Below are 14,246 nucleotides of genomic sequence, written 5' to 3'. Positions count from 1 at the left end.
CTACACCTTGCAGCTCTATCCGGAAGATTGCACCGGCTGCGGCCAGTGTGTGCAGGCCTGTCCGGTGCGGGCTGGAGAAGATGAGAGCCATGAAGGCGAGCGTGCCATCGCCATGATGGACAAGGCGCCCCATCTGGCTGGCCAGAAACAGGCGCTGCGCTGGTTCGAGAGCCTGCCGTGGCCGGCCCGCGAGCGGGTGGATTTCTCCACGGTGCGCGGCACCCAGTTCCTCGAGCCCCTGTTCGAGTTCTCCGGTGCCTGCGCCGGCTGTGGCGAGACTCCCTACCTCAAGCTGCTGACCCAGCTGTTTGGCGATCGCATGCTGGTGGCCAACGCCACCGGTTGCTCCTCCATCTACGGCGGCAACCTGCCGACCACGCCATGGGCCAAGAACGGTGAAGGGAAGGGGCCGGCCTGGTCGAACTCATTGTTTGAGGACAACGCCGAGTTTGGCTTTGGTTTTCGCCTCACCGCCGATCAGCATCACGGTCAGGCGGTGGCGGCTTTGCAGGCGATGAAGGGGGAGCTGGGCCCAGAGCTAGTCGAGTCGCTGATCAGCGCCCCCCAGCGGCTGGAATCGGAGATCCGCGCCCAGCGGGGCCGAGTGGCGCAAGTGCGAGAGCGGCTGGAAGAGGTGAAATCCGGCAAAGCTCGCGAACTGCTCTCCTTGATTGATCAGCTGGTGCGCCGCTCGGTCTGGATAGTGGGCGGCGATGGCTGGGCCTATGACATCGGCTCGGCGGGGCTCGACCATGTGCTCGCCTCCGGCCGCGATGTGAACGTGCTGGTGATGGATACCGAGGTCTACTCCAACACCGGTGGGCAGATGTCGAAATCGACCCCGCTCGGTGCCGTCGCCAAGTTCGCGGCGGGGGGCAAGACGCTGGCCAAGAAGGATGTGGCGTTGCAGGCCATCTCCTACGGCAACGTCTATGTTGCCCGCATCGCCTTTGGTGCCAACCCGCAGCAGGCGCTGCAGGCCTTGCGGGAGGCGGAGGCCTATCCGGGCCCGTCCCTTATCATCGCCTACAGCCATTGTATCGCCCACGGCATCGACATGGCGCAGGGATTGGCCCAACAGAAGCGTGCGGTCGATTCGGGCCACTGGCCGCTGATGCGCTACAACCCGGTACTGCGAAGTGCCGGGCAGAACCCCTTCAGCCTCGACAGCCTGCGCCCCTCCATCCCCCTTGACGAATATCGGCAGCAGGAGACCCGTTATCGGGTGCTGGCCCAGAGCCATCCACAGGAGGCCGAGCGGCTGATGCAGGTGGCGCAACAAGTGGCGTGGCAGAAGTGGGCCACCTACGAGGAGATGGCCACCCGCGAGGCCAGCCATTTCCATCCGCCGGTGTGATAATGGGGTGAGTGAAATATAACCAAGCGGGCCATTGGCCCGCTTTTTTATATTTAGAGAGCATTGAGGGGCGACAGCTAGAAATTTCTATATTTACCACAGTAAACTTGGCCTATATTTTGAGAAGACGACATTTAAATAATAGAAAAGCATAAAAACCTGTTGATTTATTGTAGGTGGCTGGGCAGGATATACGGAGAAATATGTTACATTGATTTTCTATACAAACTTTTCATCCTAAAAATAGGAAATATATGAAAACTTTTCGCGAGCTGTACATCCACCTTAATGGGATTGATATTGATAATTTCTCAAAGCTGCTTGAAAAAGCATCTAAAGCGCCATGGGTTCGAAGGAAGGATAAAGAGAATACGCTCGGAGATATCGATGAAAAGCCAATTTGTTTTGAAGCCTTAAGAGGCTCCTGTGTATCACCAGCAGCATTGTTTATATTTCCCAAGGAGGGTGGGTTATTATGGGTTTCTAATATAATTCCAACTGAGGAGAGTGAACTCACTTACGAACAATACAATTTCGTTCTAGAGAATTTCTATGAAGATGTTGTACTTCCTGCAATTAATGGTACCGGCATTACCGCTGACCTTACTAGTGACCAAATAAGTATTGGTAGCGTTGCTGGAGATGCCGTGGAAAAATCTCTCATACGCTTTTCAAACTTAGCAAACAAGTCGACTGGAAGCTCTCATCCATTAGATAGAAAACGCTGGTTTGAGTTTTTGGTCTTAGTACATGAGGCAAAAGTGGACATTTATGCAGACATGGTAATTAGATCTCTAGTTGAACTTGGATGGTCGGAAGAAAAAGCTATTGAGTTAGGTATTCAGTATGAGTTCGCAGAAGATCTTCTCTCGTATATTAAGGAACGCTAACTATGCTTATCAGTTACGCTGACGCATGTAGCGCTATATCGGGTGAGCCTTTGCCAATGCTTTACATAGATACGTGTATTTTTCTCGATATTATCCGTTCTGCTGTTAGAGAAAATATCAACTCTGATTCTGCAAAATTCGCTCAATCATTGATAGCTAGGGCGAATTCAAACTCACGGTCTTTATGGCTATTAACAAGCGCTACGGTAGAAATGGAGTGGCACGAAAATGTCGCTGGGGTTTTAGAAGAGACGGAGCGTGAAATACTAAAACTGGAATCAAGACGAAGGCACTTTCTTTCAGCAGCTGATGCCGTAACCAGTATGCGATATCAACATGGTCAAGTAGAAAGCGCATTGGATTTGGCGAATAAGTTGAAGTCGGTTGCGGAAACGCTCCTCCAATCATGCGCTATTGTTATACCAGAAGATGCGCACTTATTGGGAGCGATGAATAGAGTGAAGCAATATTTTCCACCCGCAAAACGAGGTAAAGCAGAACCTAAAGATTGTGAGATTTATGAATTGTTTCTCGGATTATGCCGAGATTTACGCACTCGTGGCGTAGAAAGTGATTTTGTTTTTTTGAGTTCAAATACACAGGAGTACGGGCAGAAAAATTCTGGAGGAGTACAACCGGAGTTGACAGTTTTAGGTGCAATATATGTGTCTAACTTAGCGTGGGCAGAGGTAGCTGTAAATGGGGGGGCATAAAATAGTGTACAATAAAAATTATTTTTAGCTCGCTGCGCATCACTACAAATGAGTCAGTTGTAGCAGGCATTAGATATCAATGGAGAATTTAGTGAATACAATGGATGTTAAAGGATTGAAAATTAATTTTCAAAAGTTAGACTTGGACAAAAAACTCTTTTTTTAGGTGAAATGGTTTCTCTTTTTGAGAAAAAAGAACAAGAAAATGGTATCCGCTATGATGAGGCTGAAAAAAATCAGAAGCTCAGTTTGTTAAAAGGAGCTGTTGAACTTAGGCTGCTTATATATATCCTAAGAGATCAACAATTTATTACTAGCAGAAAACCTTATGATGAGGGTAATGCAGTCTGGATAGCGTTAAAAAATTATATAGCGGCAACAGAAAGCCAACAGAATTATCAATAAAGGGCATTTAGCTGTCGCTATGTTTCCCTTAGCCACAGCTTCTACACTCGCGAAATAATTGAGGGGGCACAAATCGTTTTTCGTTGGCAAACAGGCCAGACATCCAGCGAATTTCGCCATCAGGGCCTGCCAGCGTCTCGGACAGCTTTCCTGTGACGAGATGATAAAAAGCCCGGCGTCGGGCCGGGCTGGCAGGATAAGTTGCTTATCCAGGTATTCGTCAAGGCGTCTAGTGTGGATGTTGTTTGAGGATGTCGTATATCTCCTCTTTCAGTTTAAGTTTCTGTTTTTTCAGATCCTTCACCTCGGAGCTGTAGTCGCTGGCGTGGTGTTTCTCCAGCTTTCTGATCTCCGCATCCAGGTCGTTGTGCAAGTCAAACTTCTTCTGGAAATGGACATCACTGCTCTTCAGTTTCGAGATGAGATCTCTGTACTCCGGAAACATGTAATGAAGCCTCCTTGTTGTCGTTTGATTGTGCCTGCAAGACCAAAGTACCCCTTACTGCCGGGGAGAAACGTGATCCCGATCCAATTCGGGGCCACGGATTTGCGGCATGGGAAGGGCGATTTTTAACTGTTTGAATTACAAGATGATTGCCTGCTGACCCTGGGGCAGCAGAGGAAAGAAGCGGGATCCGCTTCACATTCGGGAGAGGGGGTCTGCAGCGGGGCGGGCAACAGAAAGGGGCGCGAGGCCCCTGACTGGAAACGGGTGAGCCGTTTACTCTTTTTTCTTTTTCTTCTCGGGCAGGGGCTTGCCGTCTCTGGCAATCACCTTGCCCGCCTCGAAACCGATCTGCGCCGCCAGCTCTTCCAGATCCGGCGCCTTGGCCTCGTTGCCGATGGCGTACTGGTAGTTGGCAATGGAGATTTTCTCCGCCACCGGTGTGCCCGGGACGATGGGTTCGCGCCAGCCCTGACCGATGTGGGCCACCAGGGTGCCGTTCATGATGAGCTCGCCGACGATCTCCTGGGTGGGGATGCCCTTGCCGTAGGTGAGGCCCTGCGGGTGCTTCTTGCCGACCAGAGGCTCTTGGCTTGCGGGCATCAGCTTGGTGCGGATCAGCCACTTGGGCGATTTGGTCTTGCCCACCGCCTTGCCGGTCTGGTACTCGTTGATCTTGATGGTCTTGATCATCTGGGCCGTGAACTCCTTGGTCAGGGCCTTCTGGGCTTCGCTGGTCTCGTCGATGACGATGGGGGCCACATACCAGGTCTGGGGAGCCTGCGCCTTGGGGGTCGCCGGGGCGGTTTGCGCCATGGCGAGCGGGCTGAGCAGGATGGCCGTCAACAAGAGTCCGATTTTCTTCATGGTGATTCCGCTTATGTTTCGACAAGAATTTTGTTTTGCCAGCGACGACTGCGCCAGCGCCAGAACATGGCCAGACCGCGCACCCACTCGTCGCAGGCGAGGGCCAGCCAGATGCCTACCAGGCCATAGCCCTGCATGATACCAAGGAAATAGGCCAGGGGAACGGCAATGCCCCACATGGAGACGAGCGCCATGTAGAGTGGGAAACGGGCATCCCCGGTGGCGCGCAGGGCGTTGATCACCACCAGATTGAAGGTGCGACCGGGTTCGAGGATGAGGCTGATGAGGAAGAGCTGCGCCACCTGGGTGATGATGTCGGCGTCGTCGGTGAACAGGCTGATGATGGCGCGGCCGTTGAGAGCGGCGGCGATGGCGATGGCGGCGGTGACGATGAGGCCGAGTTTCAGGCTCTTCATCAGTTGGCGATAGGCCTGATCGAAGCGTCGGGCCCCCGCCAGGTGGCCGATGATGATCTCGTTGCCAAGGCCGATGGAGAGGCCGAACAGCAGGATGAACAGGCAGATCTGGAAGAAGTAGGACTGGGTCGCCAGCGCCTTGTCGCCGAGCAGGCCGACGAAGGCGGTCACGACCATGAACTGCAGCATCCAGGAGAGGTTCTCCCCCGCCGCCGGCAGCCCGATGTGCAGCACCTTGTCCAGCATGGCGCGGCTTGGGCGGACGATCTCGGGCAGACGCAGCCGGATGCCGGTCTTGCGCGCCACCAGCCACACCAGCAGCACCACCCCGACGATGCGCCCTGCCACCGTGCTGATGGCGACCCCGGCGACCCCGAGCTGGGGCAGGCCGAACCAGCCATAGAGCAGCAGCAGGTTGCCGACGAAGGTGATGAGGTTGACGATGAGGGTCACGTACATGGCCTGGCGGGTGTGGCCGTGGGCACGCAGGGTGGCGGCCAAGCAGAGGGCCGCCGCCTCCGGCAGCAGGCAAAGCCCGATGATCTGCAGGTAGAGGCTGCCGTCGCTCATCAGGTGGGCAGGCAGGTTCATCAGCGCCAGCATGGTGCCGGCCCCCGCCATGACGCCGACCGCGGCCACCAGTCCCACCAGCAGGTTGAAGCCGATGGCGGTGTGGATGACGATGCGGGCTTTTTCCTTGTCTCCCGCCCCCAGATACTGGGTGATCACCACGCTGGTGCCGATGCTGACGAAGCTGAACAGGGTGATGGCGAGATCGAAGACCTGGTTGCCCACCGCGAGGGCCGCCACCCCCTGATAGGAGACATGGCCCACCATGAAGGTGTTGAGGGCCCCGGTCAGAAAGTGAAGGGCCAGATCGATGAACAGTGGCCAGGTCAGGGCGAAGAGGGAGCCCGGGCCCGCGTGGGATTGAGTCTGCATGGGATATCCAGGTGCTGGCGATGGCCCTCGTCAGGGCCAACTGGAGGGGCATTTAACACCAAGCGGGGGCGGGGTGCAATCCTGGTCGCAGGAGGAGGGGGCCTGCGACCAGGGGATGTGTCTCAGACCGGCGTGGCGCCGGCCTCCTGCTCGCTGGGGCGGGTGAGGTGCGCCGAGTCGGGCAGGTCGTCATCGTGCGGCCAGCGGGTGAGCAGGGCATCCGTGGTGCTCTCCACCCCCTCGTCATCCCGGAACACCGGCTCCCGGTAGCAGCGGGTCATGCGCAGGGCCTGGTACATGTCGGGGCAGAGGATGATGCCATCCTCGCCGACCCGGATACCCGCCTGTTTGAACCACTGGCTCATCTGGCCGTGCCGACCGGCCATCACCATGTGGATGCCGCGCCGCTTGAGCTCCTTGTGCAGCTCTCCCACCATGCTCATGACGCTGATGTCCTGATGGGTGAAGCAGGCCACCGCATCCACCACCAGGCACCTGGGATTGTGGGGATCCTGCACCAGCAGTGCCAGCACCCGCCGCTTGAAGTAGGGGGCGTTGAAGTAGGTGAGCGGGGAGTTGAAGCGGTAGACCAGGATGCCGGGAATCGCCTTGGCCTGCTCGTTGTCCCCCAGGGTGCGCACCACGCCCTCGTCGTCCATGCCGAGCAGTTGGTCGGTGGGGCGCATCACGTTGCGCAGGAACTGGAACAGCCCCAGCAGGACCGCGAGGGTGATGCCCGGAATGACCCCCATGGTGAGCACGCTGACAAAGGTCACCAGGGCGAGCCAGAAGGCGGCGCGGTCCGAGTGGCGCAGGGCCCAGAGGCCGCGAAAATCCGTCAGCGACAGGGAGGCCATCACCAGCACCACCCCGAGGGCGGCGGTGGGGATGTATTGCAGCGGCGCCGTCAGGTAGAAGGTGACCAGGGCGATGACGGCGGCGGCGATGATGGAGACCAACTGGCTCTTGCCGCCGTTGGCGTCGTTGACCGCGGTACGCGAATCCGCCCCGCTGATGGCAAACCCCTGGGAGGCGGCGGCGGCCAGGTTCGCCATGCCCAGCGCCCTAAACTCCTTGTCCGCATCAATCTCGTAGCCATTCTTGGCGGCAAAGCTGCGGGCGGTGAGCATCATGGAGACGAAGCTCACCATGGCGAGGTTGAGGGCGGGCAGCACCAGCTCACGGATAAGCCCAGGGGGAAAGTCCGGCATCTGGAAGGCGGGCAGCCCCGAGCCGATGGTCCCCAGGGTGGCGATGTCGACGCGGCCGAGATTGAACAGCCACACCAGGGCCGCCGTCACCACCATGGCCACCATGGAGGAGGGCCAGGCCGGTCTGTAGCGCTTGGCCAGCAGCAGGGTGAGCAGGGCCGTCAGGCTCATGGCCAGGGTGGGCAGATGGGTCTGGGTAATGTAGCTGGTGCCGTTCAGGATCCGCTCTATCAGGTAGCGCTCGCTGAAGGTGAAGCCGAAGATCTTGGAGAGCTGGCCCACCATGATGGTGATGGCCACCCCGTTGAGCAGCCCCATCAGGATGGGGCGGGAGAGAAAGTCTGCCAGCACCCCCAGTTTGAAGCGGCTGGCGATGAGGCACCAGAAGCCGGTCATGGCAGTCATGGTCATCACCAGTTGCCAGTGACGGGTGGGATCCCCGGCGGCGAGCGGCGTTACCACGGCGGCGATCACCGCGCAGGTGGCGGCATCCGGACCGACGATGAGCTGACGGGAGGTGCCAAAGAGGGCGTACACCACCATGGGCAGGATGCAGGAGTAGAGGCCGACGATGGCGCCCACCCCGGCGAGCTCCGAATAGGCGATGGCCACGGGCAGGGCCACGGCCGCGACGGAGAGGCCAGCGCGAAGATCCGGCATCAGCCAGGCCCGCTGGTATTGCAGCAAGGCGGCGAGCCCCGGCAGCCAGCGCTCGAGAGAGAAGAAGTCGCGCATTATTTAACCCATTGAGTTACAAACATCTTTTTCTTAGTGTGCCCAAGGTTGTCGATCCTTTGCAATTCGCTCATGGCCAGTTCACCACAAGGTCAGGCCAGATGCGTTGCCACTCCTTGGCCCTGACCCGTTCGCTAAAGATACGGCTCTCCTGGCGACAGCGCGGATTGGGGCTCACCACCAGGGACCAGTTGGGGGCAAAGCCGTAGGGGGCCAGCCACTCGAACGCATCATCTGCCAGCAGGCGGACCCCGATGCAGGTGGGTATCTCCACCCAGTGGCTGAGGGCCGACAGCGAGCTGGCAAAAGGAGGCACCTGCTGGCGCAGATGCATGCGGGCCTGGTTGCGCACCTCCCACAACTGGCCTGGCATCCTGGTGGCGAGCCAGGCTTCGTGATCGGCCTCCTTCAATCCAGTCGGATCAGCGCTGTCCAGATAGATAAGATCGATGTCGTTGAGCGGGGTGGGTTCGGCCTTGTGATGGAGGTGATCCCAGATGAGGTTGCGCACAAACCCCGCCCCCAGGGCCCAGTCGGGCAGGGCCAGCTCCCGCGCAGCCCGGAGGCAATCCATGCGCGGGTGATCAGCCCGCAGCAGGGCCTCGGTGCAGGCCCGCAGGTGTGCCTCCTGCAGCGCCCCGGCTTCAACCGGCATTGCGGCGCAACCAGACGTCGATGTAGCTGCAGCTCGGCACTATGGTGAGCCCCTCAGAGAGGGTCCAGTCGTAGAAGCGGCGGGCCAGCTTGTCGGCAATCCCCTGTCCGCGCAGCTCGGGGGGAACCTGGGTGCTGTAGGCGTCCACCGTGGTGGCGTCCAGCCGGCGATAGGCAAGGCGGGAGAGCTTGCCGTCCACGGTGCAGACAAACTGCTGCTGATCGGCCTGGTGAAGGATGTCGCTCATCGGGAGTCCTCTCTGGGTGAATGGGAAGATCAGAACATGGCGGACAGGGTTTGCCAACGCCATTCTTTGCGCCCATGGCGGGCTCGCTTACACTGGCCGGCCTGCGAATGGTCGCAAGGCAAGGTATAGAACATTGAGAGAGGATGGATCCGTCATGGCCTTCGCCACCCTGGACGATCTGATAGGCAACACCCCGCTGCTGGCGCTGCGCCGCATCAATCCGCACCCCGGCGTCACCCTGCTGGTGAAGCTGGAGGGCAACAACCCCGCCGGCTCTGTCAAGGACAGGGCGGCGCTGAACCTCATCAGGCAGGCAGAGGCGAGTGGTCACTTAGCGCCAGGAGCCCGGCTCATCGAGGCCACCTCCGGCAATACCGGCATCGCGCTGGCCATGGTGGCGGCGTCCCGGGGTTACCGGATGCGACTCATCATGCCGAGCAACATGAGCCAGGAGCGGCGCGACGCCATGCAGGCCTACGGCGCCGAGCTGGTGCTGGTGGAAGAGGGCATGGAAGCGGCGCGAGACCTCGCCCTGGTCATGCAGGCGCGGGGGGAGGGGCTGGTGCTCGATCAGTTCAACAACCCCGCCAACCCGGATGCCCACTACCGCTCCACCGGCCCCGAGATCTGGCGCCAGAGCGGCGGGGCGGTCACTCACTTCGTCTCGGCCATGGGCACCACGGGCACCATCATGGGGGTCTCCCGCTACCTCAAGGAGCAGAACCCGGCGGTGGCGGTGATCGGCCTGCAACCGGCCGAGGGGAGCCAGATCCCCGGCATTCGTCGCTGGCCCGAGGCCTACCGGCCCGCCATCTTCGAGCCTGCGCGGGTCGATGGGGTGCTGGATGTGACACTGGAAGAGTCCCTCGTCATGATGCGCCGCCTGGCGCGGGAAGAGGGGATCTGCTGCGGCGTCAGCTCGGGTGGCGCCGTGGCCGGGGCCTTGCGGGTGGCGGCAGAGATCGGGCAGGGGGTGGTGGTGGCGATCATCTGCGATCGGGGGGATCGCTATCTCTCCACCGGGGTCTTCACCCCCGATGTCTGACGGGCAAGGGGCCCGTTACTCCCAGGCCCGCTCCAGCAGGACCAGCAACTGGTCCCTGTCCGCATCCTTGCGGTTGTAGAGCAGGGCGCCGTCGTTGATGGCGAGATCCCGGATCCCGGGCAGCAGCGCCTTGTCGGTGAGGCCCGCCTCCCGCAGGGTGCGGGGCAGCTTGACCGTCTGCCACAGAGTATCGCGCAGTGCCTGCAACGCCTCGATGGTGGCCTGGGGTCGCCCCTCGGCCGGGGTCGCGGCAAAGCGCTCCGGCCCCACCAGGGGCAGCAGCAGGCGGGCGAGCTCGGGGTCGATACCGGGCCGGTTGTAGTCGAGCACGGTGGGCAGGAAGAGGTTCATACAGAGGCCATGGGGCAGGTGGCAGCGCGCCCCCAGACTGTGGCCGAGGGCGTGCACCAGCCCCACCATGGAGTTGGAAAACGCCATGCCCGCCAGGGTGGAGCCCTCTGCCAGTTGCAGCCGCAGGCCCTTGTCCGTCGGGTGGGCCAGCACCCTGGGCAGGGCGGTGGCAATCTTCTCCACCGCCATCAGGGCCAGGGCGTCACTGACCGGGTTCTTGCCGTTGCCGATGAAGGCCTCGATGGCGTGGGTCATGGCATCCATGGCGGTGGCGGCGGTGATGGGCAGCGGCAGCCCCAGGGTGAAGCGGGGATCCAGCACCGCCAGCCGGGGCAGCAGGAAGGGGGAGGTGAAGGGCACCTTGCGCCCGCTCCCTTCATCCTTGATCACCGCCACCAGCGTCACTTCGGAGCCGGTCCCCGCCGTGGTGGGGACCACCGCCAGGGGGTTGAGGGGACGGGTCAGGCAATCCGCTCCGGCATAATCGAGCAGCCGCTCGCCCCCCAGGGTCGCCAGTATGTTCACCGCCTTGGCGGTGTCGATGACGGAGCCGCCGCCAAGGGCGAGCAGGCTGTCACAGCCCAGCTCCCGGTAGTGGCGGGCGATCCGCTCCACCACGGCGGTGGAGGAGTCCGCCGGGATCTCGTCCCAGATGGCGGCGACCGGCAAGGCCCCTTCGGCCATCACATCGGCCAGCAGGGTGGCGAGCCCGCTGCCGCTGACCCCCTTGTCGGTGAGCAGCAGCGGGCGGCCAGCTCCCAATCCCCTCAGGGCATCCGGCAACTGTTCCAGTGCCTGCTCCCCCGCCATCAGCTTGACCGGGCAGAAAAAATCGTAATAACGGCTCATCCCGTTCTCCTCGTGTTCAACCGGTCAGAAGACCCAGATAGATGTGGCAGGCCCGCGCGAGCTTGCGATGCGGGTCCGGGTAGTGGCGAAGCAGGGGCCGCGCGATGAAGGCGGGCAGGATGAGGCTCTGCAACTGCTCAAGCGCTCGCACCAGGTGCATGGCCGCGTCGAGATCCCCCTCCACCAGCAGCCGGTTTTCGCAAAAGGCCTGGTTGATGCCGAGGCGAAAACTGAGGGCGCGAAAGGCGACGGCGGGGTGCTTGAAGCGCACCCGCAGGGGGTGGGGGCCGTCATGGGCACAGGTCGAGTGCGCCCTGCCAGCCTCCTCACCGCAGTGCCAGCGCCCCGCGAACTTGTAGAGACTCAGCCCCCGGGTCATGCCGTTTACCTCCAGCCTGATGGTGAGGCCGTCCGGCAGGGGGGCAAGCTCGCGGCGCACCGCCTCGTCGACCCGGGCGGCGCGGCACAGGGTGCGGCCGATGATCCAGAGCAGGCTGCCAATCCAGAGGCGTCTGCCGGTGGCAAGCAGGGCGTCAGGGCGCATGGGAACCTCCGCTGATGGCGGACCAGAAGAGGGTGAAGGCGCTCTCCTGCCAGTGGGGGTCTTCTCCCAGTTCAGGCTGATCGACAAAGAGGGAGGCGCAGGCCAGAAACTGGCCCTGGCACACCTCCAGCATCAGGGCCGGCGGGGCCGACATCAGCTCGCCGCTGGCCTGGCCCCGGGCGAGCAGGCTCGGCAGAAAATGCAGGGTCTCCGCCAGGATCTGGCTGCGCAGGGGGCGGGCCAGCAGGGGGGAGTGGAAAAAGCCCAGCACGAACCTGAGCTCACGGGGGTGGGCCTGCATCCAGCCCATGGCCTGGTGCCAGTAGTGGCGGGCCTGCTCCTGGAGCGGCAGGGCGGCATCGGCCTCGGTGATGGCGGCGCCAAGGCGCAGTTTGATGTCCTGGTAGAGGCTCTGGATCAGCACCTCCTTGCTGGGAAAGTGATGAAACAGGGTGCCATTGGCCACCCCGGCCGCCTTGGCGATGCGGGCGGTGGCGGCGCCCTGCAGGCCATCCTCGGCGCACAGGGCCAGGGCGGCATCCAGGATCTGGCGGCGTTTGTCGGTCATGGTTTCTCGCATCTCGCCTCCTAGCGCAGGAACAGGGCCATCATCAGCCGCTGGTACCAGCGCCGATAGGGGGGGTGAATGAGGGAGCCTGTGCTGAAGCGCCCGCGGCGCAGCACGGTTTTCGCTTTGGAGAAGGTGAGAAACCCCTCGCGGCCGTGATAGTGGCCCATGCCGGAGGGACCGATGCCGCCGAAGGGGGCATCGTCCGCCGCCACCTGGAACAGACTCTCGTTGATGGCCATGCCCCCGGCGTGGGTCTCCCGGATGAGGCGGCGTTGCAGCGTCTCGTCCAGGCTCATGAGATAGAGCGCCAGGGGGCGGGGCCGAGCCGCCACATAGGCCAGGGCTTCCTCGATGTCGTCATAGGGCACCAGGGGCAGCAGGGGGCCGAAGATCTCCTGCTGCATCACCTGGCAGTGGCCGGGTACCTCGGTCAGCAGGTGGGGCACCAGTTTGCGGGTGGCGTCATCCCGGGCGGGCGTGACGCAGGGGTGGATCTGGGCTCCGGCCTGCCTCGCCTCCTCCAGCCAGGCGGTGAGCCGCTCGTACTGGGGAGCGTTGATGATGGCGCCATAATCCGGGCTCTCGAGCCCTTTGGGGTAGAGGCGGCGAAAATGGGCCTGATAGGCCTCGATGAAGGCCTGCTCCTGCCCCCTCGGCAGCAGTACGTAGTCGGGGGCCACGCAGATCTGGCCGGCGTTGAGGCTCTTGCCGAAGATCATCCGCTCCACCGCCAGTGCCAGGGGCATGTCGGGGGCGATGAGACAGGGGCTCTTGCCGCCGAGCTCCAGGGTGAGGGGGGTGAGCTGGGGGGCGGCCGCGGCCATCACCAGCCGACCCACCGCCGTGGAGCCGGTGAAGATGAGATGGTCGAAGGAGAGGGCGCTGAAGGCGGCCGCGATCCCCGCATCCCCCTCGATGACCACCACCTCGTCACCGCCGAGGGCCTCATCGAGCAGGGTGCGCAGCACGGCGTTGGTGTGAGGGGTGAACTCGGAGAGCTTGATCATGGCGCGGTTGCCGGCGGCGAGGGCGCCGATGAGGGGCCCGAGGCTCAGCATCACCGGGAAATTCCAGGGCACCATGATGCCGACCACGCCGAGGGGCTGATAGTGCACCTCGACCCTGGCGGGGGCCAGCAGCAGGCCGGAATGACGGCGCTCCGGTTTCATCCACCCCTTGAGCCGTTTCAGGGTGTAGTTGATCTGCATGACGCAGGGGAGCACATCGGCGATCAGGCTGTCGTAGTCGCTGCGCTGGCCGTAGTCCCGGGCCAGGGCCTGACACAGTGCCTGCTTGTGGCGCAGCAGCCCCTGCTTGAGGGCGTCAAGTCTGGCGCGGCGGGACGCCAGATCCGGCATGGGGGTGGCCTGGCAGGCCTGCCTGAGCCGATGCAGCTGCTCGGGGAGGGAGAACTTGTCCGGTGAGGCGGGGGTGACGGTGGTGTCCATGGCATGCTCCGCACGAAAAGTGACCGACTGATTAGTCGGTCCAAATCTAGCGATTCGTTGCCGACTTGTAAACCGGGCGAGGGCAGAGGGTGGCTGCCAGTGGGCAGCGTTGTCCGGAACTGTGTCCGGGCTCCCATTTTTGAGGCATCCGGATTGGTCTTCTATCCAATAAGAGGTAATTGTGGGGCACCAACTCGGAGGGAGAACCGCACATGACCAGGGAATTGCATAGCCTGCTGGCCCGGCTGGATGACGTGATCGCGCGCATGCCGGACAGTTTCAATACCTATGAGTTTGCCCAGAAGCTGGCGCTGCAACATCAGCAGGAGTATTTCGCCGCAGGCCACTCCCTGGCGGGCCAGGAGAAGAACCTGCTGCGCCTGCTCCACGAGAAGATTGCCCTGGCGCTGGCGAGCCATGAGGACGTCATCGAGGGGGCCCTGCTGCCCTGCATGACCCCCTGGGGAGAGCGCACCACCTCGCCCCGCTGGCACCGCAAGCACTGACCCGGCAACAACATGATAAGGCCCCTCGGGGCCTTTTCATGTTTGGGGT

The 14,246-nt window shown here is 61.5% G+C and carries 16 protein-coding genes; 6 read left to right on the top strand and 10 right to left on the bottom strand.

From position 1 onward, the window contains the following. The 4 genes from AACR77_RS13045 to AACR77_RS13030 form a co-directional block, all read left to right on the top strand. On the top strand, positions 1–1,357 hold a 1,357-nt coding region (locus AACR77_RS13045), incomplete at its 5' end, for a thiamine pyrophosphate-dependent enzyme (RefSeq protein ID WP_042882028.1). A 254-nt stretch (positions 1,358–1,611) separates the two neighbouring features. Then, positions 1,612–2,247, top strand: a complete 636-nt coding sequence (locus AACR77_RS13040; protein ID WP_052224813.1) for a hypothetical protein — start codon at positions 1,612–1,614, stop codon at positions 2,245–2,247. Positions 2,248–2,249: 2 nt separating this feature from the next. Continuing rightward, positions 2,250–2,960, top strand: coding sequence for a PIN domain-containing protein (locus AACR77_RS13035; protein ID WP_139739601.1), 711 nt, complete (start codon positions 2,250–2,252; stop codon positions 2,958–2,960). A gap of 171 nt (positions 2,961–3,131) precedes the next feature. Continuing rightward, positions 3,132–3,365 carry a hypothetical protein gene (locus AACR77_RS13030; protein WP_139739600.1) on the top strand — a complete coding sequence of 78 codons (234 nt, stop codon included), beginning with the start codon at positions 3,132–3,134 and terminating at the stop codon, positions 3,363–3,365. A gap of 229 nt (positions 3,366–3,594) precedes the next feature. Here the strand turns inward: AACR77_RS13030 and AACR77_RS13025 are convergent, their stop codons facing one another. The 6 genes from AACR77_RS13025 to AACR77_RS13000 form a co-directional block, all read right to left on the bottom strand. Continuing rightward, positions 3,595–3,810: a YdcH family protein gene (locus AACR77_RS13025; RefSeq protein WP_005313020.1), complete on the bottom strand. Its 216-nt coding sequence runs from the start codon at positions 3,808–3,810 to the stop codon at positions 3,595–3,597. Positions 3,811–4,086: 276 nt separating this feature from the next. Beyond that, positions 4,087–4,677 (bottom strand): hypothetical protein, encoded by a 591-nt coding sequence (locus AACR77_RS13020; RefSeq protein ID WP_039039859.1) that lies wholly within the window; start codon positions 4,675–4,677, stop codon positions 4,087–4,089. Positions 4,678–4,688: 11 nt separating this feature from the next. After that, positions 4,689–6,035, bottom strand: coding sequence for an MATE family efflux transporter (locus AACR77_RS13015; protein ID WP_042882024.1), 1,347 nt, complete (start codon positions 6,033–6,035; stop codon positions 4,689–4,691). Between the two features lie 122 nt (positions 6,036–6,157). Further along, positions 6,158–7,981, bottom strand: a complete 1,824-nt coding sequence (locus AACR77_RS13010; protein WP_042882023.1) for a SulP family inorganic anion transporter — start codon at positions 7,979–7,981, stop codon at positions 6,158–6,160. 70 nt (positions 7,982–8,051) lie between these two features. Next, positions 8,052–8,636: a nucleotidyltransferase family protein gene (locus AACR77_RS13005; RefSeq protein WP_042882020.1), complete on the bottom strand. Its 585-nt coding sequence runs from the start codon at positions 8,634–8,636 to the stop codon at positions 8,052–8,054. Next, positions 8,626–8,883 (bottom strand): GNAT family N-acetyltransferase, encoded by a 258-nt coding sequence (locus AACR77_RS13000; protein WP_041212700.1) that lies wholly within the window; start codon positions 8,881–8,883, stop codon positions 8,626–8,628. Before AACR77_RS13000 ends, AACR77_RS13005 begins: the two co-directional genes overlap by 11 nt. A 154-nt stretch (positions 8,884–9,037) precedes the next feature. On the opposite strand from AACR77_RS13000, the gene cysM reads away from it, so the two are divergent. Continuing rightward, positions 9,038–9,928, top strand: coding sequence for a cysteine synthase CysM (cysM, locus tag AACR77_RS12995; RefSeq protein WP_042882018.1), 891 nt, complete (start codon positions 9,038–9,040; stop codon positions 9,926–9,928). A 15-nt stretch (positions 9,929–9,943) separates the two neighbouring features. Here the strand turns inward: cysM and AACR77_RS12990 are convergent, their stop codons facing one another. The 4 genes from AACR77_RS12990 to AACR77_RS12975 are packed head-to-tail and all read right to left on the bottom strand — an operon-like array spanning position 9,944 to position 13,691. Continuing rightward, on the bottom strand, positions 9,944–11,128 hold the full coding sequence (locus AACR77_RS12990; protein WP_042882017.1) for an iron-containing alcohol dehydrogenase: 1,185 nt from the start codon (positions 11,126–11,128) through the stop codon (positions 9,944–9,946). Between the two features lie 16 nt (positions 11,129–11,144). Further along, on the bottom strand, positions 11,145–11,672 hold the full coding sequence (locus AACR77_RS12985; protein ID WP_041212703.1) for a hypothetical protein: 528 nt from the start codon (positions 11,670–11,672) through the stop codon (positions 11,145–11,147). After that, entirely contained in the window at positions 11,662–12,252 is a 591-nt protein-coding gene (locus AACR77_RS12980) for a TetR/AcrR family transcriptional regulator (protein ID WP_010674082.1), read from the bottom strand. The genes AACR77_RS12985 and AACR77_RS12980 overlap by 11 nt, the downstream gene beginning before the upstream one ends. Positions 12,253–12,260: 8 nt before the next feature. Continuing rightward, the gene (locus AACR77_RS12975; protein WP_042882015.1) at positions 12,261–13,691 is read right to left on the bottom strand and encodes a coniferyl aldehyde dehydrogenase; all 1,431 of its coding nucleotides are present in this window, start codon (positions 13,689–13,691) and stop codon (positions 12,261–12,263) included. A gap of 212 nt (positions 13,692–13,903) precedes the next feature. On the opposite strand from AACR77_RS12975, the gene AACR77_RS12970 reads away from it, so the two are divergent. After that, the gene (locus tag AACR77_RS12970) at positions 13,904–14,197 is read left to right on the top strand and encodes a hypothetical protein (protein ID WP_042882013.1); all 294 of its coding nucleotides are present in this window, start codon (positions 13,904–13,906) and stop codon (positions 14,195–14,197) included. The last annotated feature ends 49 nt before the right edge of the window (positions 14,198–14,246 follow it).

This window comes from Aeromonas sp. ZOR0002 (genome assembly GCF_963866995.1).
Lineage (GTDB): Bacteria > Pseudomonadota > Gammaproteobacteria > Enterobacterales > Aeromonadaceae > Aeromonas > Aeromonas caviae.
The sequence above is the reverse complement of the archived record's forward strand: the minus strand, read 5'-3'. Positions and strand labels throughout refer to the sequence as shown.